Source organism: Methylobacterium sp. Leaf91, assembly GCF_001422815.1.
GTDB lineage: Bacteria > Pseudomonadota > Alphaproteobacteria > Rhizobiales > Beijerinckiaceae > Methylobacterium.
In genome coordinates this window covers 1-25978 of the sequence record NZ_LMMP01000034.1, presented here as the reverse complement: position 1 = coordinate 25978, position 25978 = coordinate 1, and the positions used below count along the sequence as shown (strand labels likewise).

Annotated in this window: 20 protein-coding genes and 2 pseudogenes; 10 read left to right on the top strand and 12 right to left on the bottom strand. The window is 63.8% G+C overall.

Translation table 11 applies throughout. From position 1 onward, the window contains the following. The first annotated feature begins 167 nt into the window (after positions 1–167). Positions 168–785 (top strand): 30S ribosomal protein S4, encoded by a 618-nt coding sequence (gene rpsD / locus ASF32_RS17045; protein WP_056430930.1) that lies wholly within the window; start codon positions 168–170, stop codon positions 783–785. A gap of 254 nt (positions 786–1039) precedes the next feature. Here rpsD and gltA read toward each other — a convergent pair whose 3' ends face one another. Then, positions 1040–2329, bottom strand: coding sequence for a citrate synthase (gene gltA / locus ASF32_RS17040; RefSeq protein ID WP_056430927.1), 1290 nt, complete (start codon positions 2327–2329; stop codon positions 1040–1042). A gap of 229 nt (positions 2330–2558) precedes the next feature. Beyond that, positions 2559–3986, bottom strand: coding sequence for a glutamate--tRNA ligase (gltX, locus tag ASF32_RS17035; protein WP_056431554.1), 1428 nt, complete (start codon positions 3984–3986; stop codon positions 2559–2561). A gap of 178 nt (positions 3987–4164) precedes the next feature. On the opposite strand from gltX, the gene ASF32_RS17030 reads away from it, so the two are divergent. Next, positions 4165–6435, top strand: coding sequence for a ComEC/Rec2 family competence protein (locus ASF32_RS17030; RefSeq protein ID WP_056430925.1), 2271 nt, complete (start codon positions 4165–4167; stop codon positions 6433–6435). Here ASF32_RS17030 and lexA read toward each other — a convergent pair. Together lexA and ASF32_RS17020 are read right to left on the bottom strand one after the other, a co-directional pair. Next, on the bottom strand, positions 6429–7166 hold the full coding sequence (gene lexA / locus ASF32_RS17025; protein WP_056430922.1) for a transcriptional repressor LexA: 738 nt from the start codon (positions 7164–7166) through the stop codon (positions 6429–6431). The two genes, ASF32_RS17030 and lexA, sit on opposite strands and share 7 nt — an antisense overlap. Positions 7167–7532: 366 nt before the next feature. Beyond that, a complete protein-coding gene (locus ASF32_RS17020) occupies positions 7533–8225 on the bottom strand; it encodes a GntR family transcriptional regulator (RefSeq protein ID WP_056430919.1) in 693 nt (230 codons plus the stop codon). Between the two features lie 787 nt (positions 8226–9012). On the opposite strand from ASF32_RS17020, the gene oxc reads away from it, so the two are divergent. Continuing rightward, positions 9013–10752, top strand: a complete 1740-nt coding sequence (gene oxc, locus ASF32_RS17015) for an oxalyl-CoA decarboxylase (RefSeq protein WP_056430915.1) — start codon at positions 9013–9015, stop codon at positions 10750–10752. Positions 10753–10843: 91 nt separating this feature from the next. Continuing rightward, on the top strand, positions 10844–12118 hold the full coding sequence (gene frc / locus ASF32_RS17010) for a formyl-CoA transferase (protein ID WP_056430911.1): 1275 nt from the start codon (positions 10844–10846) through the stop codon (positions 12116–12118). 134 nt (positions 12119–12252) lie between these two features. Here the strand turns inward: frc and ASF32_RS26005 are convergent, their stop codons facing one another. The 4 genes from ASF32_RS26005 to ASF32_RS16995 all read right to left on the bottom strand — a co-directional run bounded on the left by ASF32_RS26005 (position 12253) and on the right by ASF32_RS16995 (position 15524). After that, positions 12253–12414, bottom strand: a complete 162-nt coding sequence (locus ASF32_RS26005; protein WP_200919169.1) for a hypothetical protein — start codon at positions 12412–12414, stop codon at positions 12253–12255. Positions 12415–12662: 248 nt separating this feature from the next. Continuing rightward, positions 12663–14474: a zeta toxin family protein gene (locus ASF32_RS17005; RefSeq protein ID WP_244477907.1), complete on the bottom strand. Its 1812-nt coding sequence runs from the start codon at positions 14472–14474 to the stop codon at positions 12663–12665. Positions 14475–14550: 76 nt separating this feature from the next. Further along, on the bottom strand, positions 14551–14832 hold the full coding sequence (locus ASF32_RS17000; protein ID WP_056430905.1) for a hypothetical protein: 282 nt from the start codon (positions 14830–14832) through the stop codon (positions 14551–14553). Between the two features lie 329 nt (positions 14833–15161). Next, entirely contained in the window at positions 15162–15524 is a 363-nt protein-coding gene (locus ASF32_RS16995; RefSeq protein WP_082469960.1) for a CBS domain-containing protein, read from the bottom strand. A 633-nt stretch (positions 15525–16157) separates the two neighbouring features. Here ASF32_RS16995 and ASF32_RS26655 point away from each other — a divergent pair. The 5 genes and pseudogenes from ASF32_RS26655 to ASF32_RS16975 form a co-directional block, all read left to right on the top strand. Continuing rightward, a pseudogene (locus tag ASF32_RS26655) lies at positions 16158–16537 on the top strand (MFS transporter); the annotation flags it as partial. Between the two features lies 1 nt (position 16538). Then, on the top strand, positions 16539–17529 hold a 991-nt coding region (gene oxlT, locus ASF32_RS16990), incomplete at its 5' end, for an oxalate/formate MFS antiporter (RefSeq protein ID WP_244483675.1). 3 nt (positions 17530–17532) lie between these two features. Beyond that, complete coding sequence (locus ASF32_RS16985) at positions 17533–18309, top strand: fumarylacetoacetate hydrolase family protein (RefSeq protein ID WP_056430898.1); 777 nt, start codon at positions 17533–17535, stop codon at positions 18307–18309. A 48-nt stretch (positions 18310–18357) separates the two neighbouring features. Continuing rightward, on the top strand, positions 18358–19368 hold the full coding sequence (locus ASF32_RS16980; RefSeq protein ID WP_056430895.1) for a 2-dehydropantoate 2-reductase: 1011 nt from the start codon (positions 18358–18360) through the stop codon (positions 19366–19368). 117 nt (positions 19369–19485) lie between these two features. Beyond that, the gene (locus ASF32_RS16975; RefSeq protein ID WP_056430892.1) at positions 19486–21021 is read left to right on the top strand and encodes an acyl--CoA ligase; all 1536 of its coding nucleotides are present in this window, start codon (positions 19486–19488) and stop codon (positions 21019–21021) included. A gap of 144 nt (positions 21022–21165) precedes the next feature. On the opposite strand, the gene ASF32_RS16970 is transcribed toward ASF32_RS16975, so the two are convergent. Beyond that, positions 21166–22314, bottom strand: a complete 1149-nt coding sequence (locus ASF32_RS16970) for a histidine kinase dimerization/phosphoacceptor domain -containing protein (RefSeq protein ID WP_056430889.1) — start codon at positions 22312–22314, stop codon at positions 21166–21168. Between the two features lie 335 nt (positions 22315–22649). On the opposite strand from ASF32_RS16970, the gene ASF32_RS16965 reads away from it, so the two are divergent. Further along, on the top strand, positions 22650–22958 hold the full coding sequence (locus tag ASF32_RS16965; RefSeq protein ID WP_056430886.1) for a hypothetical protein: 309 nt from the start codon (positions 22650–22652) through the stop codon (positions 22956–22958). Here the strand turns inward: ASF32_RS16965 and ASF32_RS16960 are convergent, their stop codons facing one another. From ASF32_RS16960 to ASF32_RS16950, 3 genes and pseudogenes are all read right to left on the bottom strand, one after another. Continuing rightward, positions 22959–24818: a KUP/HAK/KT family potassium transporter gene (locus ASF32_RS16960; RefSeq protein ID WP_156467876.1), complete on the bottom strand. Its 1860-nt coding sequence runs from the start codon at positions 24816–24818 to the stop codon at positions 22959–22961. A gap of 264 nt (positions 24819–25082) precedes the next feature. Next, positions 25083–25832 (bottom strand): dethiobiotin synthase, encoded by a 750-nt coding sequence (gene bioD, locus ASF32_RS16955; RefSeq protein ID WP_082490464.1) that lies wholly within the window; start codon positions 25830–25832, stop codon positions 25083–25085. Continuing rightward, a pseudogene (locus ASF32_RS16950) lies at positions 25783–25978 on the bottom strand (ferredoxin--NADP reductase); the annotation flags it as partial. The pseudogene ASF32_RS16950 and the gene bioD, both read right to left, overlap by 50 nt.

Here is a 25978-nt window from a genome sequence, read left to right as displayed (position 1 = left end):
TCGCTTATGCAGCGCAGAGTTACGGGGCTCCGAGAGGGGCCCCGCAGCTTTTTCAAGCGCACCCGTGAGCGGCAATGTCCGCTCTGTCGTTCCGCTTCGGCCCCGGGCCGCTTCGGAAAGAGGAGGGCGCGTTCCTCGACCAATCTCACTCGCTGAGAGGAACCGCGATGTCAAAACGTATTCAGGCGAAGCACAAGCTCGATCGCCGTATGGGCCAGAACATCTGGGGCCGCCCGAAGAGCCCCGTCAATCGCCGCGAATACGGCCCCGGCCAGCATGGCCAGCGCCGCAAGGGCAAGATGTCCGACTTCGGCACGCAACTGCGCGCCAAGCAGAAGCTCAAGGGCTACTACGCCAACATCACCGAGAAGCAGTTCCGCCGTTACTACGCCGAGGCGATCCGCCTGCGCGGCGATTCGAGCGAGAACCTGATCGGTCTGCTGGAGCGTCGCCTCGACGCGGTCGTGTACCGCGCCAAGTTCGTACCGACCCCGTTCGCTGCCCGTCAGTTCGTGAACCACGGCCACGTCAAGGTGAATGGCCGTCGCGTGAACATCGCCAGCTTCCTCGTGAAGCCGGGCGACGTGATCGAGGTGAAGGATTCCTCGAAGCAGCTCGAGATCGTCGTCGTGGCTTCGCAGCTCGCCGAGCGTGACGTGCCGGACTACATCGAGGTGGATCACTCCAAGATGACGGCTCGCGTCACCCGCGTGCCGAGCCTCACCGAGGTTCCCTACCCGGTCCAGATGGAACCGAACCTCGTGATCGAGTTCTATTCGCGCTGATCCCACCGGATCATCTCCGAGACGAGAAAGGCCGCCCGAGAGGGCGGCCTTTTTGTTTGCCTGATCGGATCGATCGAAAATCGATCATTCCTCGCTTCTCCTGCGACCCACGACGCGAAGAGGGGCACAAAAAAGGCGGGGCAGCCTGTCGGCCACCCCACCTTCATTCATTCCTCTACCCATGAGATCTTGACCCTCCGTGACGTTCGCTTCGAAAGCGAGGTCGAATACGGCGGACGGCCTGAACGAAAGTATCAGCCGCGCTGGCCGATGGGCACGTATTCGCGCTTGTCCGGTCCGATATAGAGCTGGCGCGGACGGCCGATCTTCTGCGAGGGGTCCTCGATCATTTCGGCCCACTGGGCGATCCAGCCGGTGGTACGGGCCAAAGCGAAGAGCACCGTGAACATCGAGGTCGGGAATCCCATCGCCTTGAGGGTGATGCCGGAATAGAAATCGATGTTCGGGTAGAGCTTCTTCTCGATGAAGTACTCGTCCTTCAGGGCGATCTGCTCGAGCTGCACAGCGACTTCGAGAAGCGGATCGTCCTTGATGCCGAGCTGGCTTAGCACCTCATGCGTGGTCTTCTGCATGATGCGGGCGCGCGGATCGTAGTTCTTGTAGACGCGGTGACCGAAGCCCATCAGCCGGAACGGGTCGTTCTTGTCCTTGGCCTTGGCGACGTATTTCGCGACGTTGTCGGGCGTTCCGATCTCTTCCAGCATCTTGAGCGCTGCTTCGTTGGCGCCGCCATGCGCGGGGCCCCACAGGCAAGCGATGCCGGCGGCGATACAGGCGAAGGGGTTGGCGCCCGAGGAACCGGCCAGACGAACGGTGGAAGTCGAGGCGTTCTGCTCGTGATCGGCGTGGAGGATGAAGATCCGGTCCAGCGCGCGCGCATAAATCGGGTTGACGACGAACTCTTCGCACGGCACCGCGAAGCACATCCGCAGGAAGTTCGAGGTATAATCGAGGTCGTTCTTCGGATAGACGAACGGCTGACCGATGGAATACTTGTAGGCCATCGCTGCGAGCGTCGGCATCTTGGCGATCATGCGCAAGCTGGCGATCATCCGCTGCTTGTCGTCCGAGATGTCGGTCGAGTCGTGATAGAAGGCCGAGAGCGCGCCAACGCAGGCCACCATAATCGCCATCGGGTGGGCGTCGCGGCGGAACCCCTGGAAGAAGCGGTTCATCTGGTCATGCACCATGGTGTGGCGCGTGACCCGGTAGTCGAAATCCGCCTTCTGGGCGGGCGTCGGCAATTCGCCGAACAGCATCAGATAGCACGTCTCGAGGAAGTCGCCCTGTTCGGCGATCTGCTCGATCGGGTAGCCGCGATAGAGGAGCACCCCGGCATCGCCGTCGATATAGGTGATCTTCGATTCGCAGGACGCGGTGGAGGTAAAGCCCGGATCGAAGGTGAACATGCCGGTCTTGGCGTGAAGCTTGCCGATGTCGATGACGTCAGGTCCGATCGTACCGGTCTTGATCGGAAGCTCGACTTGGTTGTCGCCCACGGAGATCGTGCTGGAGGCGCTCATGGAGACGTGGACCCTTTCTTGGCAGAAGGCAGACCTTGGCAGAGGGGAGCGCCGGTCCGCATGGCGACACCCACCACTTCGGCCCGGAGCGCACGGGCAGACCTATGCTGCAAGTGCTCACACATCTATCGGGTTAGCGGATCGGCCCACCGCCTTCAACCGATCCCCCTCTCCACGCTATCCCTCAAGCGAAAACCGGGCCGATCTGTCACCGGTTCGATGCATGCGATCAGGCGGACGCCACCTGATCGGCCAAGCGACCCAGACATTCATCCCGTCCGAGTACGGCCATGACGTCGAAAACCGGGGGTGAGGTCGCGCGCCCGGTCAGCGCGGCCCGCAGGGGCTGCGCGATCAGGCCGAGTTTGAGCGCGTTTTCCTCCGCGAACCGGCGCACGGCGCCTTCCGTGGAGGCCGCGTTCCATTCCGGAAGGTCGCCGAGAGCCGGCAGGATCGCGGCGAGGCGCTGGCGGGCCTCTTCGCTCAGCAGTGTCTTCGCTTTGTCATCGAGATTGAGCGGCCGGGAGGCGGTGAGGTAATAGGCGCTGTCGAGAAGCTCGACCAGAGTCTTGGCGCGTTCCTTCAGGCCGGGCATCGCCGCCCGCAGCTTGTCACGAAGCTCGGGGGATAGGGTCGTGGGCAATCCGCGGTCGGCGGCGAGGGCCGGCAGGATCGTCTCGATCGCATCGATCAGTACGGCATCCTCCGCGCCGCGGATGTAGAGCCCATTGAGGTTCTCGAGCTTGGCGAAGTCGAAACGGGCAGCGGAGCGTCCGATCGACTTAAGATCGAAGGCAGCGATCATCTCCTCCGTCGAGAACACCTCCTGGTCGCCATGGCTCCAGCCGAGGCGGACGAGGTAGTTGCGCAAGGCGGCGGGCAGGTAGCCGAGGTCGCGATAAGCATCGACCCCGAGCGCGCCGTGCCGCTTCGAGAGCTTGGCGCCGTCAGCACCGTGGATGAGCGGGATATGGGCCATGATGGGTGCGGACCAACCGAGCGCATCATAGATCTGGCCCTGCCGTGCGGCGTTCGTGAGGTGGTCGTCGCCACGGATCACATGGGTGACGCCCATGTCGTGATCGTCGACGACGACCGCGAGCATGTAGGTCGGATTGCCGTCGGAACGGAGGAGGACGAGGTCGTCGAGATCCTTGTTGGCCCAGGTTACGCGGCCCTGAACCTGATCCTCCACCACCGTCTCGCCCTCTGATGGGGCGCGCAGGCGGATGACCGGCTTCACTCCCGCAGGTGCCTCCGAAGGATCGCGGTCGCGCCAACGCCCGTCATAGCGCATGGGACGTCCCTCGGCCCGCGCGGCTTCGCGCATGGCGGTGAGTTCGTCCGGCGTCGCGTAGCAATGATAGGCGTTGCCCGAAGCGAGCAGGCTTTCCGCTACATCGCGGTGCCGCGCGGCGCGGGCGAACTGGTAGACGACGTCCCCATCCCAATCGAGCCCGAGCCAGCGGAGCCCGTCGAGAATCGCATCGATGGCGCCCTGGGTCGAGCGCTCCCGATCGGTATCCTCGATGCGCAGCAGCATCCTGCCGCCGAAATGACGGGCATAGAGCCAATTGAAGAGCGCCGTGCGCGCTCCCCCGATATGCAGGTACCCCGTAGGGGAGGGGGCAAAGCGCGTAACGACGGGTGACGACATCGGGCGGTCAAACTTGTGCGTGAAGTGAGAGGGCGGATCGACCGGCCCGGATCGGCGCATGTAGCATGCGTTTTCGATGACGTTAAGAAAGCGTGGCGCCGAGTCGCGAAACGGGGACGATTTCGCGCGGGCGGCATCTCTCGCGCTTCGTGAGCCGTGAGGAGAGACGCAGCCGGAGATGGCGCAGGCCAGTGCGCGAGCCACGGGTGCGACGGGTGCCGCCTTGGCCTCGTCACGCTCACCCGCGATCCTGATCGGCGCGATTAGACGCTGGATCGTCGACGGGCTGGTTCAGGAATCCGAACAGAGGCGCCTGTTTCCCTGGCTTGCCGTCACGTTCGGTTTTGGCATCCTCGTCTGTTTCACCGCCACGGATGGTCAGCCGGCGCTGGCAGCACCCCTCCTCGTCGCGTCCGCACTCTCTGCCCTCGCACTTCGCCTCGGTTCGCGGCCCGTGGCCTTGGCATTGGTTCTCGGACTTGCCGTAGCCTTCCTAGGTTTCGCGGCCGCCACCCTGAGGATGCAGGTCGTAGCGGCACCCGTCCTGGCCCGGACGACGATTGCCCCGCTCACCGGATTGGTCGAAGCCCTCGACGAACGGGAAGTCGGCGCCCGCCTGATCGTCCTCGTGGAGAGTTTCGGCAACCTCCCGCCGGATCGCCGGCCCAGGCGGGTCCGCGTTTCCTACAAGAAGGCCCTTGCGCTGAAGCCCGGCGATTTCATTTCGGCGACGGCACGGCTCCTGCCGCCGCCCGACGCGGCCCGCCCCGGCGGATATGATTTCGCTCGGGATGCCTATTTTCGCGGGATCGGCGCCGTCGGTTCCCTGGTAGGCAAGATCGACGTCAAGCCTCCGCCCAGGCCTTTGCCCCGCTCCGTAGCGCTGGCAGCCGCCGTAGACGACGCCCGCAACGCGCTGACCCGGCGCATCACCGACGCCAATGGCGGGCAGGCCGGCGCGGTGGCCGCCGCCCTGGTAACGGGCAAGCGCGGCCTCATCAATGCCGAGACCAACGAGGTTCTGCGTGCGGCGGGAATCTACCACGTCGTCTCGATTTCCGGCCTCCACATGGTGCTCGCAGCCGGCGTCGTGTTCTGGCTCGTCCGCGCGCTGCTCGCTCTCATTCCGGGGCTCGCCCTGGTTTGGCCGATCAAGAAGATCGCCGCCGGCTTCGCCATGGTGGGTGTCACGGCCTATTGCGTCTTCTCGGGCTGGGATATCGCTGCCGAACGCTCGCTCATCATGACGTTGGTGATGCTCGGCGCGATCCTGGTGGATCGCCCAGCGTTGAGCATGCGGAACCTCGCGCTCGCTGCCCTCATCGCCCTCGCGCGAGAGCCGGACGGGATTCTCGGCCCGAGCTTTCAGATGTCCTTCGGCGCGGTAGCCGGCCTCATCGCTTGCGCCGGTGCGCTCAATCGCTGGATGCCGCCACGCGAAGGTGCGGGCCTCTTGGCCCGAACCTGGCGGTTTCTGGCTGTCGCGGTCCTTGGCACGCTGGCGACGACATTGATCGCCCAGATCGCCACGGCGCCCTTCGCAACCTATCATTTCCAGACCGTCCAGCCCTTCGGCATCGTCGGCAATGCCCTGACCTTGCCCCTCGTCTCCCTGGCGGTGATGCCGGCGGCGGTCCTCGGGATCCTCGCCTATCCCTTCGCACTGGACCAGCCGGTCTGGTGGGCGATGGGGCTCGCCGTACGCGGGATGCTCACGATCTCCGGCTGGATCAGCGGGTTCGGACACGCCACCCTCGTCGTCCCGGCCTATGGCAGCACGGCACTCTGCCTGCTTGCTCTCGCCCTGCTCCTGCTGACACTTCCCGTCTCGAGCTTACGCTGGATCGGCCTTGCTCCGGCCGCTCTCGGTGTCGTGCTCGCCACCATGCCGCCGCGTTACGACGTCTACATCGACCGAGAGGGTGGCGGTGCAGCCTTCCGCGACGGGGACGGCCGATTGAGCATTCTCGGCAGCCCGCCGGCCTTCGTCCTCGAACAATGGCTCAAGGCGGATGGCGATTCGCGGAAGGCCGCCGCCGTCGCAGCCTCGCCGAGAAGCCGATGCGATACCGTCGGATGCGTCGTCGAGTTAGGGCCGGGTCGGATCGTCGCCCTGGTCAAGGACAAGCGGGCCTTCGCGGAGGATTGCGAACGGGCGAGTGTGATCATCGCCCGCCGGGACGCTCCCAAAGACTGCCGGGCCGGCTTCGTCATCGATCGCGCATACCTGGCCCTACGCGGCGCCACCGCCATCCGTTTCGGCCCCGAAGGACCGCAGGTCACGTCCGCCCACCAACCTCATTCTCGTCCGCCATGGCGGCGGGCGGTCGCTGTCGCCACGCCGTCCCCTTCGCCTCCGAAGGAATCAGGACCGAGTGCGAAACCCATAGAACCCGAGGCCGATGACGGCGATCCGTCATCCGAAACGCAGTCGGACGGGCTTCAGTAACGACGGACCAGGCTGACGAGCCGCCCCTGGATCTGAACACGATCCGGACCCAGAACCCTCGTCTCGTAGGCTGGGTTTGCCGCCTCCAGAGCGATGGAGGAACCGCGGCGACGCAGGCGCTTCAATGTGGCCTCTTCATCGTCGATGAGGGCAACGATGATGTCGCCCGTATTCGCAGTGTCCTGCTTCTTGATCACGACAAGATCACCGTCGAGGATACCCGCTTCGATCATCGAATCGCCACGGACCTCCAGCGCGTAATGTTCGCCGCCGGCCAGGAAGTCCGGTGATAGCGTCACGGAATGACTCTGATTCTGTATGGCGGAGATCGGCGTGCCGGCCGCGATCCGTCCCATGACCGGGATCGTGATCGACCTTCCGCTCTCGTCCTGGGCCTGGGTCGTTGGCTGGCGCAGGGACGGCATCGCCTTGGATCGACCGCCTTCGACGACACTCGGCGTAAAGCGGCGAACTTCACCGGCGGGAGCGGGCTTCGGCGCCGGTGCACCGGTCAGGCTCTCAGGCATCCGGATCACTTCGATCGCCCTGGCGCGATTCGGCAAACGACGCAGAAATCCGCGCTCTTCGAGGGCCGTGATCAACCGGTGGATCCCAGACTTCGATTTGAGATCGAGGGCGTCCTTCATCTCGTCGAAGGAGGGCGGGACGCCACTCTCCTGCATCCGTTGTTGGATGAATTGGAGAAGATCCAGCTGCTTACGCGTCAACATACAGATCACTCTTCCACTGAAGCCAATGGCCGCGACTAACGCCGCTGAAACAAAACACGAACACGGTAGACGTTCCGCAAGTGTTCTGCAAGGGTTCCGTTAACCCGGTGGTAGAGTTTGTTCCTGAGGCGCAATGTTCCGTTCAAGCGGCCTTGCCGCTGGCCGGCTTGGCGTCCGCCGGTATCACCCGCCGGGCCCTTCAAGCATCCGAAGGGGCTTCGTGCCGCGGGGGCTTCCCCCGCCCCTTTATGGCGAGCCTTCGCGGTGTCCGGCGGAACCGCGCGCCCAGTCCCCGCCGATGACTTTGTCGGTCACCGACGGCCGGGGAGCCATGCGACGTGGCGGGTACTCTGGCGGCAGCGTCGATCAGTCGAGATAGTCACCATATTTCTCGACATGGCTGGCGAGGCCGAGGCCGTGCTCGCGCACGAGGCGTTCCGCCAAATCTGCATCGCGCGCTTCCAATGCCTTGATGATCGCCACGTGCTCCTTGATCGAGTTGGCCGCGCGTTCCCCCTGACGCAGCGCGGTGTTGCGAATACCGCGGACATGCATCAGCAGGTTGCTGGTGATGTCTTTGATCACGTCGCACTGGCCGAGCGAAATGATCTTCTGGTGGAAGCGAATGTTGGCTTCCGAATACTCGTCGAGATGATCCGACGGGCGTCCTTCATAGAATTCTGGAAAGTGCTCACGCAGGCAGTGAAGTTGTTCGTCGGTGGCACGCTCGCAGGCGAGGCGCGCAGCCATGCTCTCCAAGGCAGACCAAGCCTGGATCATGCTGACAATTTCTTTCTTCGACTTCTTGATGACGAAGACACCGCGACGGGCCTCGAACCGCACGAAGCCTTCCTGCTCCAATACCGTCAGCGCTTCGCGCACAGGGGTGCGGCTCACGCCAAGGTTCAAGGACAGCTTTCGCTCATCCAGGCGAACCTCTTCACGCTGATTATAAATGTTCATGTTCGTGATTGCTTCTTTGAGCGCGTCATAAGCCAATGCACGCAAGCTTGAAGTCGCAACGATAGGCTTTACTTGAAATGTGTCGGTTTTAACCATTTTTCATGCCACCTAGAATAATTTAAACTCGCACACGCGGGCGAGCACACTTGGTGTGAAGCATGCCAAACTCGCGTTTGAAATACAAGGAATGCCTCGGCCCGCTCAAAGCTCTTAACATAAGCTGAGTGGCGCTTTCCTCGCTACGGTTCGAAGAGCAGACTTCCGATTACCATGTAGGAAGGAGTTGTATTCTTCCTGTGTCGACCGGCCATGCGAAGCCTCGCGTTCCAGTGATCCGATGCTGATCGGCACAATCGTGCAATTCCGTTTGACAGTTGGTATTTGGTATGCCACCAATTGCCTACCGGGTCGGAGGGCTTACAGCAGTTTTTGACTGCTAGATCGGGTCAAAGCGTCTTCTCTGTTCGAGGCAGGCGCGGGATCGCCAGCCGGCGAACGCCGCTCGACTGGCGGGAGGCATTATAAAACATGGTGATTTGGTTGTGTCCACCATCGACCCCGCCAAGTCACCGCAAAGATTAAGCTGCGCGGAATACCCAAAGAGATCATAAATTTTTGGATTCCCGTTGAAGAAAATCCACGCCCCGTCGAGGGAGAATGAAACGTCCCGCTGGCCGACTTCACTGCAACGCCAACTCCAAAGTCACTGCCAGGACGACGATCTAACGTCGAGGAATCCCGCGGTCTCCGAAGCCGCATCACAATCGGGTTTGCGCTGTACGAGAGAACCAAATCCCGCGGCGGAAAAGTTCACGTCATCGGTTCGCCGACTTTGCGGACCGCCAATCAAAATAAAACGTCAAAGAACCAGGGAGAGAACACGATGTCAGCTTTGGCCCAGAGAATCGATGTCGACGTTTCGGCCGAGCCGGAACTCACCGATGGCTTCCACCTCGTCATCGACGCGCTGAAGCTCAATGACATCAACACGATCTACGGCGTGCCCGGCATTCCGATCACCGATCTCGGTCGCCTCGCCCAGGCCGCAGGAATGCGGGTCATCTCCTTTCGCCATGAGCAGCATGCCGGCAACGCCGCCGCCATCGCGGGCTTCCTGACGAAGAAGCCCGGCATCTGCCTCACGGTTTCCGCGCCTGGCTTCCTCAACGGCCTCACGGCCTTGGCCAACGCCACGACTAACTGCTTCCCGATGATCCTTATCTCCGGCTCGTCGGAGCGCGAGATCGTCGATCTCCAACAGGGCGATTACGAGGAGATGGACCAGCTCGCCATCGCCAAGCCCCTGTGCAAGGCCGCCTTCCGCGTTCTTCACGCCGCCGACATCGGCATTGCCGTCGCACGGGCCATCCGGGCCGCCGTTTCGGGCCGCCCCGGCGGCGTCTATCTCGATCTACCTGCCAAGCTTTTCTCTCAGGTGATGGAGGCCGATGCCGGCACCAAATCGCTGGTCAAGGTAATTGATGCCGCTCCGGCCCAACTGCCGGCCCCCTCCGCGATCAAGCGCGCACTCGATGTCCTGAAGAGCGCCAAACGCCCCCTCATCGTGCTCGGCAAGGGCGCGGCCTATGCGCAGGCCGACGACGAGGTTCGGGCTCTCGTGGAAACAAGCGGCATCCCCTACGTGCCCATGAGCATGGCCAAGGGCCTCCTGCCCGACACCCATCCGCAATCGGCGGGTGCTGCCCGTTCGCTCGTCCTCAAGGAGGCCGATGTCGTACTGCTGGTGGGCGCGCGCCTCAACTGGCTGCTCTCCCACGGCAAGGGCAAGACCTGGGGCGCCCCCGGCTCGAAGAAGTTCATCCAGATCGACATCGAGCCGAAAGAGATGGACTCCAATGTCGAGATCGTGGCGCCCGTCGTCGGCGATATCGGCTCCTGTGTCACCGCGCTTCTCGACGGGATGAAGGGCGATTGGCAGGCCCCGCCGGCATCCTGGACCGATGCCATCTCTGCCAAGAAGGAAGAGAACCTCGCCAAGATGGCGTCGAAGCTCCGCAAGAATTCGACGCCGATGGATTTCCACGGCGCACTCGGCGCGCTGAAGACCATCATCGCCGAACGTCCGGACGCCATCCTCGTCAACGAGGGGGCCAACACCCTCGATCTCGCCCGTGGCATCATCGACATGTATCAGCCGCGCAAGCGCCTCGATGTCGGCACCTGGGGCATCATGGGCATCGGCATGGGCTTCGCCATCGCCGCCGCTGTCGAGACCGGTAAGCCCGTCCTCGCGGTGGAGGGCGACAGCGCCTTCGGCTTCTCCGGCATGGAGGTGGAGACGATCTGCCGCTACAACCTGCCGGTCTGCATCGTCGTGTTCAACAACAACGGCATCTACCGCGGCACCGATACGGATCCGACCGGCCGCGATCCAGGAACGACCGTTTTCGTCCGGGATTCCCGTTACGACAAGATGATGGAAGCCTTCGGCGGTGTTGGCGTCAACGCGACGACGCCGGATGAACTCTCCCAGGCCGTAAACGCCGCGATGGACTCGGGCCGCCCGACCCTCATCAACGCGGTGATCGACCCGGAGGCCGGCACCGAAAGCGGCAATATCGGCAGCCTCAACCCGCAGAGCGCAGTCAAAAAGAAGAAGTAGGCCGTCGGTCCGTCCGGCCGCTCCAGCGTCAGCGACGCCGGGGCGGCCGGCGCCCATATCCGCCGAACGCCCTTCAACGCGGAAGAGTCCTATGAATGCCCTCGAAGGCGTGAAGATCCTCGACTTCACTCATGTCCAGTCCGGCCCGACCTGTACCCAGCTCCTGGCTTGGTTCGGCGCGGACGTGATCAAGGTCGAGCGTCCGGGCGTCGGCGATGCCACACGCCAACAGCTCCAAGACATTCCCGATGTGGACAGCCTCTATTTCACGATGCTGAACCACAATAAGCGTTCCATCACGCTCGACACCAAGAACCCCAAGGGGATCGAGGTGATGTGGCGGTTGGTGAAGGAGTGTGACGTTCTCGTGGAGAATTTCGCTCCCGGCGCGCTTGCCCGGATGGGACTGACCTGGGAGGCGATTCATGAAGCTAACCCGCGCATGATCCTCGCTTCGGTGAAGGGCTTCGGGCCGGGCGCCTATGAGAATTGCAAAGTCTACGAGAACGTCGCCCAATGCGTAGGAGGTGCGGCCTCCACCACTGGGTTCCGTACCGATATCCCGATGGTGTCAGGCGCTCAGATCGGTGATTCCGGTACCGGCCTCCATCTCGCCCTTGGCATCGTCACCGCGCTCTACCAACGGACGCATTCCGGCGTCGGCCAGAAGGTCGATTGCGCCATGCAGGACGGCGTCCTGAACCTATGCCGGGTGAAGTTGCGCGATCAGCAGCGGCTGGAGCGCGGACCTCTCAAGGAATACAGCCAGTACGGGGAGGGGATCGGTTTCGGCGATTCGGTGCCGCGTGCCGGTAACGATTCCGGCGGTGGCCAGCCGGGCCGCATCCTGAAGTGCAAGGGCTGGGAGACCGATCCCAACGCCTACATCTACTTCATCGCGCAAGGCGCGGTCTGGGAGCCGATCTGCGATGTCATCGGCGAGCCGACATGGAAGACGCATCCCGATTACGCGACGCCGAAAGCGCGGCTGCCGCATCTGAATGAGATTTTCACCCGGGTCGAAGCCTGGACGATGTCGAAGACCAAGTTCGAGGCGATGGAAACGCTCAACGCGCTTCACGTCCCCTGCGGTCCAATCCTTTCGATGAAGGAGATCGCCGAGGACGAATCGCTGAGGAAATCCGGCACGGTGGTCGAAGTCGACCATCCGGAGCGCGGCAAGTACTTGACCGTGGGAAACCCGATCCGGCTTTCGGCGAGCCAGGTCGAGGTCAAGCGCTCGCCCCTGTTGGGCGAGCATACGGACGAGATCCTGCGAGATGTCCTCGGTTATTCCGAGAGCGACCGCCTCAAGATCTCGGAATCAGGGGCGATCGGCGCCATCCAGAGGATTGCAGCCGAATGATCTGTCCCTGAACGAAGCGCGGGCCGCCTGTCTCAACATCTCGGCTTGCGCGCATGACGTGAAGCTCCTCCTGACTCAGCGCGGTGTCGGCCGGATAGGCTCGATGCCGCGCTCTTTCAGGCGAAGACGATCCCTTAGGCGATACCGGTGAAGCGACCTGCCGAGCCTGGAACGTAATCGCGGTTTTCGACGCGGCTCTTGTCTGCGCGCGCCGAGAGGAGGTCGGCGGCCTTCACTACGAGAAGGACCTGAAGCGCGATCATGACGATCACGGCGGCGAAGAGAGTGGCGAACATGGCGGGCTCCCGGAGGACGTTGCATCACCCTGATGCCATGCTGCACCGCAAACTGATATACCACATTCCTTCGACCACACATGTCGCTAGCGCATATCGGAGCATGTCAGGGCCTCGGGCAGACGCTGAGTTCATTCCGCCAACCCGTCCAGGTGGACCTGGCCCAGCAGACTTTATATTCACCGCATTGCTTGGGCCTTGGCCGCATCTATCGCACGCGTTGCATACGCGTTCAGGACCATAAGAGCCTAGAATGCGTCACCCCAGCGTCCCAATGTCTGAGCCTCTTCCCGACGAAGGATCTCGCCGGGTTCGGGCATGGGAGGTGAAACTCCCGATACGCCTATCGCTCCGAGAGTCGCCTTCAATTCCGCGTTCTCGACCGCCCGCTCCGCGATATCCGCGGCGAGATGGGTCAGGCGCCCCTGGTGAAGCTTGGCGTAGACGTGTCCCGTCCCGAAATCCGCAAAGCAGATCGTGGTCATCCGGCGGATACAGTCGCGCAGGAAGCTCATGTTGTCCGAAGGCGCCATCGAACCGGCAGCAGCATAGACCTCCTGCGCGGACCGCGCGGAGATATCGATCTTGCGGTACCGATCGATGTCGAAGAGAAATTTCAGGTCGAGGATATTCATCGTGCCGTTGATGCCGAAGGCAACGGTTCGGGGACGTTCACCTTCCGGTACGCTATTGTCCAGAAATTCGAAATGGACCCGCTTGTCCGACCTGAGTGCCCAGGTGAAAAAGAGCCGTGGCATGCCGGTATAGGCTTCGACGTTGTGTGCGAGTAGATCCTCGACAGCTTTGTAACGGCCGAATTGTTCGCCGCGTTTCCACGCCCGCTCGACGGTTGCCTCCGGCGGCGTGATCATGAACTGCATGTAGACGCAATGGCCGAAGCGGGTCAGGAGTTGGCTGCCATCCTCCGCTCCGGGATCGACGGTGAAACTGTCGAACCGGAACCGGTCGATCAGAAGATGTGAGATGCGCCCCTCCGCAGCCTTCACCGCCATGTGACGGTCGAGCTTGCGATCGATGATCTCGACCTCGTGTCCTGTCAGCGTACCGGCATAGCGGCGGGCCGCACCGAGGCTGTCGTAATCGAGCAGGAACTTGCGCCAGACGTCGGGGGTGATGACGGCAAAATCCGACTCGTCGAGGCCGACTTGCCCGGCGAGCGCACGCTGATAAGGCCGGATCGTGCTTTTGCCGGAAGCTGATGCACCTTTGACGTTCATCACCACCGGCTGCGTCTGGGCTCTCAATGAGCGGTAGCCTTCCCGTGCGACGACCTCGCGGAACCATTGTTCAATGAGCTGGCCGATCCGGCTGCTACCGTACTGGTTTGAGACCAGGATGCAGACGAGACGGTGGAGAAGCGCGGTGTCGCGGATCAGGAAGCCGCGACGCCGGATGATGCTTGTCACCACCTGTCGCAGGGCGACACAAACCGCCATTTCGAGGGAGTCCGATGGCGTGGCGCAACGCGCGTACCACGCGTCGAGATGGTGGAGGGCCCATTGCTCTGGCGTACCGTGCTCCCTTTGCCGCCTGGCCGGTTCGGGAGAGCCAAGGATCAGCTGCCAGAGGGAGGGTTGTCCGCGGGCCGGTTCTCCGACAACCTTCGGGGTGAACATCTCGGACAGTTCGCGTTGGAGCACGAGCGCGGCGTCGCTCCGGATCTGAACGAGCAGGTCAGCAATCTCATTCGCGTGAGACGCAATCCCGGTGTCCAGGATTGTGCTGACGATGGCCCGAAAGTTGACGCCGAGATCGCCATAAGTGCGCCCGACCGGCACCGACAGATCGGCCATGACGCGGATAAGCACTTCGTGCACCACGAGACGCTGAGCACGGAAGAGTACGAGCTGCGTCAGTGGCAGACCACTGACGTCACTCATCTCGCGGGCATCGTCGAGGCTGGTTTCTACGTTGTCCGGCCTGAAGAGCGTCTCGAGGGACAGAAACGCCCTGGGCAACGTCGATTCCAACCCCGGATTCCAGGGGCCGAACTCCGGGCGCGGAGGCAAATCAGCTTGGCCGGTAGCCGGGGGCACCATGATGGACATGGCCGGCCCCTCCAAAAGTCAGTGAATTCCAGGGCGGCCATGCATCGCGGCGGCGACCTCGAACGCCTCAGGCGACCGCTTCCTCATCGATGGCCTCGAGCCGTAACTGATAGCGGTCACCCCAGAGTGCCTCGGCCTTCTCGTACCATTCCGCGTTGAAGTAGAGCTTGGCGCAGAACTCGCTCTGCCAAATGCAGACAGCGATCACCCTTGAATCGATGACTTTGACATGGCGGCTGATCAGCCCGCGCGTAATCCCGGCCGAGGGACACATGTCCATGCTGGTCATCCCGTTGGGGGATTCGCCGCTGAAGATGACCGGGCATTCAAGAATGGCCAAGTAACGCATTGCTGCTAACCCTGTTGGCCACGAGATGCGAGCGGCCGGCGTTTCACCGACGATCGCTGCCCCGTAGCGTCTCCTTGCCTCGATCCCCGGCTTGAATCGAACCTTTCGAGAAGGCCGAAACACTAGGGTATCGTGTCGAAATTTTGAATGCAAAAACGATGGAGGTCAATGATCAGAAGCGGGATATCTTATCTTGCATCTGCGGTGAGAGTGCGTCGCAGCGCAACAACGAAGGATCGAGATCGATTGCGCATCATTTAATCTCTCGGCAACCTCTGGACGACCTGACGTTACATTCGATTGTAACACCCCGAATGCCTGGTCGAGTATCACGAGTGAGCCGAGGTACTCCTATCAGAAATGGCATCGACGCAGCTCCAAATGCTCTGGATCGACGTCAGGACGAAACCATCGGTCACGGCGATATGGTCGGTCTGATATGCACAGAACAGCTTAAGCCGGTCGGCATTTGACGTGCTGACGTCGACAGACGCGAAATCTTCCTTCGCCCACATCCAGACAAGGTTGTCGAGCACTTCGAGGCCACGCGATGCCATGGCACGGAAGATCTCGCGCTCGGTAATGATGCCGACGATGGCACCGTCCGTGAGAGGGGCGCCGTCGATGACGACGAGAGCGTCGACGCCCGGATTCTGCAACATGTTCAATGCATCGCGAACCGAGCGATCCATTCGGATATAGTTTAGGCGACTTGCCACAGTGCCCGTCTGCTGCCTCGCCGGCATGACGTCGCCCCTTCCGGATCGCTTCCTGAGTTCAGACTCTGGTATGCAAAATACCGGTTGTCAATGAATGAAAGAGCACTATGGTGCCGGACCAGGGCGAGGCGGGTAGGCTATGTACGTCCTCGTCGGCTTGGCTCGGTCACTGCGTGGCCGGTGTGGCATTGCCTGTTCCCGAAGGCACGCGCAAAGCCATCGCGTACAGATTTCAGATTTCTCAGCAAAAATCCGGTGGTTGAGGGTTGTACCCCTCATTTCAACCGCAGCTTCGCGCCTATGCAACAATATGCACTCATGGGCATGGCAGGCCCGTATTTGCGTCCGCGAGATATTGTTTTCGCATAGCTCAGACAGATTCTTCATCGCCTGAACGAGATCTTGAGTTTAATCCCCGTTTGCTGCATTGCGGCGACGATTTTTCTGCAACTCGGTCTTGACGGGCTCATACGTACGAGAGAGGCTGGTATTCCACATACCAGAATGCTGACGACGCCAAAGGGTCGGCATTCGCCAAGACTGGAAGCCGGGCAACCGGCTCCTACGCCTCGAGTGAAGCAAAATAGAACAACGCGGAGGACGACAATGACGAGGGCGGAAACAACGAGTGGGCGAGTATCCGATGGATACCGCTGGGGTCAGCTGGTGATCGGCGTGATCTGCATGGTGATGATCGCCAACCTGCAATACGGCTGGACGTTCTTCGTCCCCGACATCCAGAAGAAGTTCGGCTTCGACCGGGCGGCGATCCAGTGGGCCTTCACCCTGTTCGTGCTGTTCGAGACCTGGCTGGTCCCGATCGAGGGCTGGTTCGTGGACAAGTACGGCCCGCGCGTGGTCGTGCTGTTCGGCGGCGCGCTCTGCGGCATCGGCTGGGTCATCAACTCCTACGCCGCCTCGCTCAACATGTTCTATCTCGGCCAGGTCGTGGCCGGCATCGGCGCCGGCGCCGTCTACGGCACCTGNCATCGGCTGGGTCATCAACTCCTACGCCGCCTCGCTCAACATGTTCTATCTCGGCCAGGTCGTGGCCGGCATCGGCGCCGGCGCCGTCTACGGCACCTGCGTCGGCTCGGCCCTGAAGTGGTTCCCCGACAAGCGCGGGCTCGCCGCCGGCATCATCGCCGCCGGCTTCGGCGCCGGCTCGGCGCTGACCGTCGCCCCGATCCAGTGGATGATCGCCGATCACGGCTTCCAGGCCGCCTTCTTCAACTTCGGCATCGGCCAGGGCCTCGTCGTCTGCGCGCTCGCCTTCTTCTTCACCTCGCCCAAGAAGGGCCAGGTGCCGGAGGTCGTGGCCAACGCCAACATCATCCAGACCCGGCGCAACTACACCCCCGGYGAAGTCGCCCGCCAGCCGATCTTCTGGCTCATGTACTTCATGTTCGTCATCGTCGGCGCCGGCGGCCTGATGATCACCGCCAACCTCAAGCCCATCGCCTCCGATATCGGCGTCGACAAGGTGCCGGTCACCATCATGGGCATCACCATGGTGGCCATCACCTTCGCGGCCACCATCGACCGCGTGCTCAACGGCCTGACCCGCCCGTTCTTCGGATGGGTCTCCGACAAGATCGGCCGCGAGAACACCATGTTCATCGCCTTCGCCATGGAAGGCTTCGGCATCTACATGCTCTACCTCTGGGGCCACGACCCGCTGTGGTTCGTGCTGCTCTCCGGCTTCGTGTTCTTCGCCTGGGGCGAGATCTACTCCCTCTTCCCCTCCACCTGCACCGACACGTTCGGCACCAAGTTCGCCGCCACCAATGCCGGCCTGCTCTACACCGCCAAGGGCACCGCCGCCCTCCTGGTCCCGGTCGCCAACTACCTCCAGCAGGCCACCAACAGCTGGGACGGCGTCTTCCTCGTCGCCGCAGGCGCCAACATCCTCGCATCCCTCCTCGCCATCGCCGTGCTGAAGCCCTGGCGTGCCCGCATCGTTGCCCGGAGCATCTGAACCATGGCCCGCTGGATCGGATATCGCCACGACGGACGCGCCGGCTTCGGCCGCCTCGACGGAGAGCAAGTCACTGTCCACGAGGGCGACCTGTTCGACGCGCCCCGGGCCACGGGAGAGATCCTGCCCCTCGCCGAGGTGGTCCTCGACCTGCCCTGCCGGCCGAGCAAGGTCATCGCCCTGTGGAACAACTTCTCCGCCATGGCCGAGAAGCAGGGTCTGACCCCTCCGGTCGCTCCGCTGTTTCTCTTGAAGCCGGCCAACACCTATCGCCCGAGCGGCGCCGAGATCGCGGTGCCGGATTGCGCCGGTCGTATCCTGTTCGAGGGCGAGCTCGGCATCGTCATCGGCAAGGTCGCGGGCCGGAGCGCGCGCGACCTCACACCGGACGAGGCGGCCGACCACATCTTCGGTTACACCTGCGTGAACGACGTGACCGCGCTGGAGATCCTGAAGGCCGATCCGAGCTTCGCCCAATGGACGCGCTCCAAGGGACTGGACGGGTTCGGTCCCTTCGGCCCGGCCATCGCCACCGATCTCGACCCCGCGGCGCTTTCGGTGAAGGTGCGGGTGAACGGGCGCGAGCGCCAGACCTATCCCCTCTCCGACATGATCTTCCGCCCGCACGAGATCGTCGCCATGATCTCACGGGGCATGACGCTGGAGCCCGGCGACGTCATCGCCTGCGGCACCTCCAACGGTTCCGGCCCGATCCCAAAAGGCGCCACGGTCGAGGTGGAGATCGAGGGGATCGGAATCCTGTCGAACCGCTTCTCCTGAGCCGCACAGACTAGACCGACACGACATCCGGACAATGAGGATACCAGCATGAGCATCGCGATCGTCGGCGCAGGCGCCATCGGCGGATTTCTGGGGGTTCGCCTCGCGAATATCGGCGAGGACGTCACCTTCATCGCACGCGGGGCCAATCTCGATGCCATCCGCTCCAACGGCATGCGCCTGATCGAGGAGAACGGCTCCGAGATCCACGTGAAGAATCTCAAGGCCACCAAGTCCATGGAGGAGGCCGGCGTCCACGACGTGGTACTCCTCACCGTGAAGGCGCATCAGGTCGGGCCGATCGCGGCCGATCTGCACCACCTCATCGGCCCCGATACCATCGTCGTGACCATGCAGAACGGCATCCCGTGGTGGTATTTTTCGGGTGGCCATGGCGGCGAACTCGCCGGGACGCATTTGGAAACCGCCGATCCGGGCCGGCTCATCGCCGAGTATCTCGACCCGAAGCATGTGATCGGCTCGGTGGTCTATCCGGCGGCCGTCCTCACCGAGCCCGGCGTGGTCCAGGTGATCGAGGGCCACCGTTTCGGTCTCGGCGAACTCGACGGCTCCATGAGCCCGCGGGTCCAGGCCCTGGCTCAGCTCCTCATCAAGGCCGGCTTCCGCGCGCCCGTCACCAGCGACATCCGCGCGGAGATCTGGCTCAAGCTCTGGGGCAATCTCAGCTTCAACCCGATCTCGGCGCTCTCGCACGCGACCCTGGTGGATATCTGCCAGTTCCCGGAGACGCGGGCGCTCGCCGCCGACATGATGCGCGAGGCGGAGACCATCGCGAACAAGCTCGGCATCACCTTCAAGCTCGGGATCGAGCGGCGCATCGCCGGGGCCGAGAAGGTCGGCGCGCACAAGACCTCGATGCTGCAGGACGTGGAGGCCGGGCGGCCGATCGAACTCGAAGCCCTTGTCGGCTCGATCATCGAACTCGGTCGTCTCACCGACACCCCGACCCCGCATATCGGCACCGTCTATGCCCTGATGCGGCTGCTGTCCCAGAGCCTCGAACGGGCGCAGGGGCGCCTGTCCATCGCGACGGCCTGACCACCGTTTCCCCGGCGGTCGCCCGCGACCGCCGATCCGCGTGAACATGTGCCGCTCCCCATGCGGCGGACCGCCTTCTCCTCCCCGAAGGCAACTGACGATGAGGACACAGCTACCATGGCCGAGACCGCAACCACCCTGCACGCCCTGATCCAGGCGGGCGCCGACGAGGCCACCGCCCTGTCGAGCCCCGGCGGCGTTCCCCTGACCTTCGGGGCCCTGCGGGCGCTCACGGAGAGCACCGTCGCTTCTCTCAACGCGCAGGGAATCGGCCGTGGCGATCGGGTCGCCATCGTGCTCGACAACGGCCCGGAAATGGCCGCCGCCTTCATCGCCATCGCGGCGGGCACCACCTCGGCGCCGCTGAACCCCGCCTACAAGGCCGACGAGTTCGAGTTCTACCTGACCGATCTCAACGCGAAGCTGCTGGTGGCGGCGGAAGGCTCGCAGAGCCCGGCCGTCGCGGTGGCCGAGAAGCTCGGCGTGCCGGTGGTGCGTCTCACTCCGACGCCGGAACAGGGCGCGGGCAGCTTCACCCTCGCCTTCCCCGCCGGAACCGTGACGCCGGCCGCCAATTCCGGCCCGGCCCATCCCGACGATATCGGCCTCGTGCTCCACACGTCTGGCACCACGTCGCGCCCGAAGATCGTCCCGCTAAAACAGTCGAACGTCTGCGCCTCGGCCCGCAACATCCGCACCACCCTCGCCTTCACGGCCGAGGATCGCGGGCTCAACATCATGCCGCTGTTCCACATCCACGGCCTGATCGCCGGCATCCTGGCGCCGCTCTCGGCCGGAGGTCAGGTGTGCTGCACCCCGGGCTTCAACGCCCTGAAGTTCTTCGGCTGGATGAGTGAGGTCCGCCCGACCTGGTACACGGCGGTGCCGACGATGCACCAGGCGATCCTCGGTCGCGCGGCTCGCAACAAGGAAATCATCGCGGCCAACCCGCTGCGCTTCATCCGCTCCTCCTCCTCCTCGATGCCGCCGCAGGTGATGAAGGAGATCGAGGACGTGTTCGGCGCGCCGCTGCTCGAAGCCTACGGCATGACCGAGGCCGCCCACCAGATGGCCTCGAACCCGCTGCCGCCCCGGCCGCATTATGCCGGCTCGGTGGGCATCGCCGCCGGCCCCGAGATCGCCATCGTCGACGAGGATGGCGAGCCGCTGCCCGCCGGCGAGACCGGCGAGATCGTGATCCGCGGCGACAACGTGATGGCGGGCTACGAGAACAACGAGAAGGCCAATGCCGACGCCTTCACCAAGCAGGGCTGGTTCCGCACCGGCGACCAGGGCACGCTTTCGCCGGAGGGATATCTCTCGATCACCGGACGCCTGAAGGAGATCATCAATCGCGGCGGCGAGAAGATCTCCCCGCGCGAGGTGGACGAGATCCTGATGGACCACCCGGCCGTGTCGCAATGCATCACCTTCGCGATGCCGCACGACAAGCTCGGCGAGGACGTGGTCGCCGCCATCGTCCTGCGCGAGGGCCATGACGTCTTGTCGGAGAAGGAGCTGCGCGGCTTCGCCTCGGAGCGCCTCGCCCCGTTCAAGGTGCCGGCCAAGATTATCTTCCTCGAGGAGATCCCCAAGGGCGCCACCGGCAAGCTTCAGCGCATCGGCCTCGCCCAGAAGCTCGGACTGGTGTGAAGACGGGAGCCTTCCGGCCCGTACTCGGGAAAGACCTCCTCGGAAAACCGTCCGGGGAGCACCTGCCTTCAGACGACTTGCCTCCGATGCCCCGTCACGATCGCTCGTGACGGGGCTATGGTGGGTAAACGTCGTTCGCGTTCCCTATGATGGTAGGACCATCCTGAGGGAGAAATGCGCGCCCTTCACATCGGGCGCCACGGTGAGCGGACCGCCGAGTTGGCGGCCGAGATTGTTGATGATGCGCATGCCGAGGCTCGCGCTCCGGGCCTGGGTCGGGTCGAACCCATCCGGCAGACCGGCGCCATCGTCGGCGACGCCGATGACGAGGCCGCCCTCCTCATGCGGACGGGCGGTGACTCGGATTTCGCCCTCGCCGTCGGGATAGGCGTATTTGATCGCGTTGGTGACGAGCTCGTTGACGAAGAGCCCGAGCGGAATCGCGAGATCGGCCGGAATGTCGAGACGGACCGCCTCGCAGCGGATGACGTTGCGCCGGGCGCTCTCCTGGAGCTTGCCGCAGAGCGCTTCCAGGAAGCCCGAGACATCGATGGCGCCGAGGGTCGGCTGGCGCCATAGCTGATCGTGAACCGCGGCCACGGCCTCGACTCGGGTGCGCGCATCGACCAGGGCTTCCTTCACCTTCTCGTCGTCCGAGCCGCGAGCCTGCAGGGCCAGGAACCCGGCGACCACCGCGAGGCTGTTCTTGACCCGGTGGCTCATCTCGCGGGACAGGAGGTCCTGCCGTTCCAGGGCGGCCTTCAGTCGCGCCTCGCCGCGCTGACGCTCGATGGCGCCGCCGAGAAGATTGGCGAAGCCCTGCATGAAGGCGATGTCCGCCTCCTCGAACTTGCCCTCGCGGGTGTCGTCCACTTCGAGCACCCCATAATGCCCGTCGCGGTTGGCGATGAGCACGTTGATGGCCCGCTTGATGCCGTGATCGGCCATGATCTGCGGCGTGCGAAACCGGGTCTCCACCTGAAGGTGATTGGAGATGACCGGCTGGCCGGTCTTCAAGGCGTAACCCGCCGGGGATGCCAGATCGGCCCCTATGATGGCCTTGCCGACGACATCGTCCTTCCAGCCCACACCGGCGCAGATCAGCAGGCAATCCTGCTCTCTGGAATATTCCAGAGCCTTGCAGAACTCGGCCTTCATGCCTTCCGCGCAGAGCTCGACGGCGCGATGCAGCAAGGGCAACAGCTCGGTGGCACGCAGGGCCTCGACGCCGAAATCCGAGAGCAGGGCCTGCTGACGCAGACGCAAGGCCAGGGCGGGTGAGACATCGGTCATGGAAGATGGTCCTGCGACCGGCTGGATAGATGAGAAGAACGCCATCTGGTCTGTGCGGTGCCGTGAGGCAGGATGCAAGGGCGGCGGGGGTAACTCACGTGAGGGTGGCGTGGGGAGGACCGGATTGGCGGCAACGCTTCAGCAGCGGCCAGCGCAGGCGGAGGATATCGGAGGAGCAAAGCAGATTATATAATAAGTACTTATAAACAAACCTGTTTGAGCTTGAGCGCATGACTTGAGATTATTGCCTGAACAAGAAAGTTTCGCTAACTGCCCCGAAAAACCGGCGTCGAAAGCACGGTGTTCAGCCGGTACAACCGATGGGAGGATGCGAGATGTTCGACGAGAAAGTTGCCCGTGCCGTCCTCGTGGCGATGGCACTCCTGGTCTCCGCCCCGGCGCAGGCTTTGTCGATGAACGACCCGCTGACGGAATGGACCAAAGGCGCGGCCATGGACCGGATGCAGATCGCCTCACGTCTCGGCAAGTCGTTCAACAGCATCAGCGAAAGCTTCACCGCCGGGTACTTCCTGAAATGCATCGATGATGTCGCCGCCTACGGCAACGCCAAGGCGGCGAAGATCGAGGATGCTATGCGCGAATGCGTGGCGGCGCGGATGCCGCGTAGCCCCGACGCCGAATAGTCAGATCTCGATCTCGGTGCCCACTTCCACGAGTTGGCGGGTGGGGATGCAGAATTGCGCGCCGGTGGCCTCGGCGTTGCGCAGGAGGAAGGCGAAGATGGTCTCACGCCATGTCGCCATGCCGCGCTGGTCGCTCTTCGGGATGATGGTCTCGTGGCCGATGAAGATCGTCAGGTCGTCGAGGAACTCCTTCGGCAGGGTCCCGCATTCGACGGCGCATCGCAGCCCGTCGGGAATCGAGGCGTCCTCCATGAAGCCGTAATGCAGGACGAGGCGGAAGATATCCGGGGTGATCTCGGTCACCTCGGCGCGCTCGGTCCGCGGCACGCTCGGCGCCTCCTCGTAGAGCGCAGTGACGAGCAGGATGCGCTTGTGCAGGGCATGGCTACGCTCGACGAAGCGCGACAGGTGGAGTGGAATCCCGCTCGTGGCCGAGGACAGGAAGGCCGCGTTGCCCGGCAGGGTGATCGGCGGCTTGCGGCGCAGCTGCTCGATGAACTCCGCCTCGGGCTGCCGCAACGTCGCGCGGGCCTCCTCCACCAGGATGTTTCCCTTGCGCCAGGTCAGCATCAGGAAGGCGACGAAGCCGGCCAGCACCAGGGGAAACCAGCCACCCTCGAACAGCTTCACGCTATTGGCACCGAGGAAGACGAGGTCGATGGCGAGGAAGAAGCCGTTGACCGCGAAGACCGCGACGGGGTTGTAGCCCCATTTCAACGCCACCAGGGCGGCGAGCAGGGTGGTGATCGCCATGAGCGACGACACGGCGATGCCGTAGGCGCCGGCCAGCTTGTCGGAGGAGCCGAAGGTGAGGACGGCCGTGAGGGTCGCGGCCGCCATCAGCCAATTGATCACCGGGACGTAGATCTGCCCACGCTCCTCGCGTGCCGTGTGGATCACCCGCATGGGCGGCAGGAATCCGAGCTGGATCGATTGCTGGGTGAGCGAGAACACGCCCGAGACGATGGCCTGCGAGGCGATGACGGTGGCCAGCGTCGCCAGCGCGATCAGCGGATAATAGGCCCAGTCCGGGCTCAGGCGGTAGAACGGGTTCTCGATCGCGTCGGGCTCCACCAGCAGAAGCCCGCCCTGGCCGAAATAATGGATGACGAGGGCCGGCAGGACGAGACCGAACCAGGCGATGCGGATGGGTCTGGCGCCGAAATGGCCGAGATCGGCATACATCGCCTCGCCGCCGGTGACGGCGAGAAAGGCCGCGCCCAGCATGGCGAAGCTGACATGCCAGCCCGCATGGACGAGGAAATCCACCGCGCGCCAGGGGTTGAGAGCACCGAGGATCTGAGGCGCGTGCCAGATGCCGCCGAGGCCCAGCAAGGCGAGGACGATGAACCACACCACCATCACCGGGCCGAAGATGCGGCCGATGAAGGCGACGCCCTTGCTCTGGACCAGGAACAGCCCGACCAGGATCGCGATCGTGATCGGCAGGACGAGATGATCGAGCCCGGGGGCCGCCACTTTGAGGCCTTCCACGGCGCTCAGCACCGAGATTGCCGGGGTGATCGCGCCGTCTCCGTAAAGCAGGGCCGCGCCGATGAGGCCGACGACGAGGAGCGCGGCCTGCCGCGTGCCCGGCTTTGCATGGCGGGCGCCGAGCAGCGCCAGCATGGCGACGATGCCGCCCTCCCCCCGGTTGTCGGCCCGCAGGATCAGCACCGCGTATTTCAGCGAGACGATGAGGATCAGCGCCCAGAAGATGAGCGATACCGCGCCGACGACCGCGATGGCGGCCGGTGGGCCGCCTCCGCTCGCCGCCCGCACGGCCTCCTTGAACGCGTAGAGGGGGCTCGTTCCGATATCGCCGTAGACGATGCCGAGCGCTCCGAGGAGGAGGGGCAGACTGGCACGGGGCGCGACGCGCGCGTCCGTCGGCGCTCCATGAGCCGTTTCCTGGTGGGCCAATGGAGTACTCCTTGCACGGACAAGCCGAAGACGCTGGCATCCGCCGGATCGAACCCGAGTGTATCGAACCTAAGAGTAACGGACGGGCCGTCCATGGTGTATGGCCCCGGATCGCACAAGTGACGACATCGTGCGCGGTCCCTGGGCGAATCCCCGGTGGGACGAGACAGACTCGCCATTTCCGGAACGCTGATACTGTCGTCAGGCGGTAAGGTTTAACGAGCCGGCCTGTACCAGCCGCGCCAGAGCCTCCGGGCACTCGCCGTCGCGGGCGATGCAGACGACCGGAACCGGCACATGGCGGGCGATGGCGTCGGCGACCGTCTCCGGCGACGTAGGAGCGCCGAGGCTTTCGCAGACGACGACGGCGAGCAGCCGCTGGCCGTGACAGCGCAGGGTCTCCGCCGCCGTCAGCGCATGGCTGATCGCGCCGAGATAGCTGCCGGAGACGAGGATCGTCGGCAGGGCCAGGGCTTCGAGCCAGTCGAGGCCCGTCGCCTCCGACGTCACCGGGCTCATGAGGCCGCCGACGCCTTCGATGACGATGATCGTCTCCGTGGCGGCTCCCTGGAGCCGGGCCTCGCACCAGCTCACGAGCTCGGAAAGGCTCAGGCTCCTCCCTTCGCGGGCGGCGGCGAGATCGGGGCTGAGCGGCGCGGCAAAACGCCAGGGCGAGCAGGCCTCCACCGTCTCGGCCGTCAGCGGCATCCCCTGTGCGTCCAGCAGGATCGCCGTGTCGCTCTCACGAAATGCCGGATCGCCGAAGGGCGGGACACCGCTCGCCAGAGGCTTCAGGGTCGAAACGGCGCAGTCCTGCGCGCGCAGGGCACGCGTCAGGGACGCGGTGACGTAGGTCTTGCCGATCTCGGTGCCGGCGCCGGCGACGAAGACGGCGCGCACGTCACTTCTCGACGAAAGCCTTCTCGATGACGTAGTGGCCGGCCTCACCATGGTTGCCTTCCACGTAACCGCCGCTGGTCAGCATCTCGCGGGTGTCGCGGATCATGTCCGGCGAGCCGCACAGCATGAACCGGTCGTTCTCCACCGACATCGGCGGCAGGCCGATATCCTCGAACAGCTTGCCGGAGGTCATCAGG

Bases quoted from the DNA above. Each gene is read 5' to 3' on its own strand.
- rpsD (WP_056430930.1), top strand. From the start codon at position 168: ATGTCAAAACGTATTCAGGCGAAGCACAAGCTCGATCGCCGTATGGGC.
- ASF32_RS17020 (WP_056430919.1), bottom strand. From the start codon at position 8,225: ATGGTTAAAACCGACACATTTCAAGTAAAGCCTATCGTTGCGACTTCA.
- lexA (WP_056430922.1), bottom strand. From the start codon at position 7,166: ATGTTGACGCGTAAGCAGCTGGATCTTCTCCAATTCATCCAACAACGG.
- ASF32_RS16975 (WP_056430892.1), top strand. From the start codon at position 19,486: ATGGCCGAGACCGCAACCACCCTGCACGCCCTGATCCAGGCGGGCGCC.
- ASF32_RS17030 (WP_056430925.1), top strand. From the start codon at position 4,165: ATGGCGCAGGCCAGTGCGCGAGCCACGGGTGCGACGGGTGCCGCCTTG.
- oxc (WP_056430915.1), top strand. From the start codon at position 9,013: ATGTCAGCTTTGGCCCAGAGAATCGATGTCGACGTTTCGGCCGAGCCG.
- ASF32_RS16965 (WP_056430886.1), top strand. From the start codon at position 22,650: ATGTTCGACGAGAAAGTTGCCCGTGCCGTCCTCGTGGCGATGGCACTC.
- frc (WP_056430911.1), top strand. From the start codon at position 10,844: ATGAATGCCCTCGAAGGCGTGAAGATCCTCGACTTCACTCATGTCCAG.
- ASF32_RS17005 (WP_244477907.1), bottom strand. From the start codon at position 14,474: ATGGTGCCCCCGGCTACCGGCCAAGCTGATTTGCCTCCGCGCCCGGAG.
- gltA (WP_056430927.1), bottom strand. From the start codon at position 2,329: ATGAGCGCCTCCAGCACGATCTCCGTGGGCGACAACCAAGTCGAGCTT.
- ASF32_RS16985 (WP_056430898.1), top strand. From the start codon at position 17,533: ATGGCCCGCTGGATCGGATATCGCCACGACGGACGCGCCGGCTTCGGC.
- ASF32_RS16980 (WP_056430895.1), top strand. From the start codon at position 18,358: ATGAGCATCGCGATCGTCGGCGCAGGCGCCATCGGCGGATTTCTGGGG.
- ASF32_RS26005 (WP_200919169.1), bottom strand. From the start codon at position 12,414: ATGTTCGCCACTCTCTTCGCCGCCGTGATCGTCATGATCGCGCTTCAG.
- gltX (WP_056431554.1), bottom strand. From the start codon at position 3,986: ATGTCGTCACCCGTCGTTACGCGCTTTGCCCCCTCCCCTACGGGGTAC.
- ASF32_RS16995 (WP_082469960.1), bottom strand. From the start codon at position 15,524: ATGGATCGCTCGGTTCGCGATGCATTGAACATGTTGCAGAATCCGGGC.
- ASF32_RS16970 (WP_056430889.1), bottom strand. From the start codon at position 22,314: ATGACCGATGTCTCACCCGCCCTGGCCTTGCGTCTGCGTCAGCAGGCC.
- ASF32_RS17000 (WP_056430905.1), bottom strand. From the start codon at position 14,832: ATGCGTTACTTGGCCATTCTTGAATGCCCGGTCATCTTCAGCGGCGAA.
- bioD (WP_082490464.1), bottom strand. From the start codon at position 25,832: ATGGTGAGGCCGGCCACTACGTCATCGAGAAGGCTTTCGTCGAGAAGT.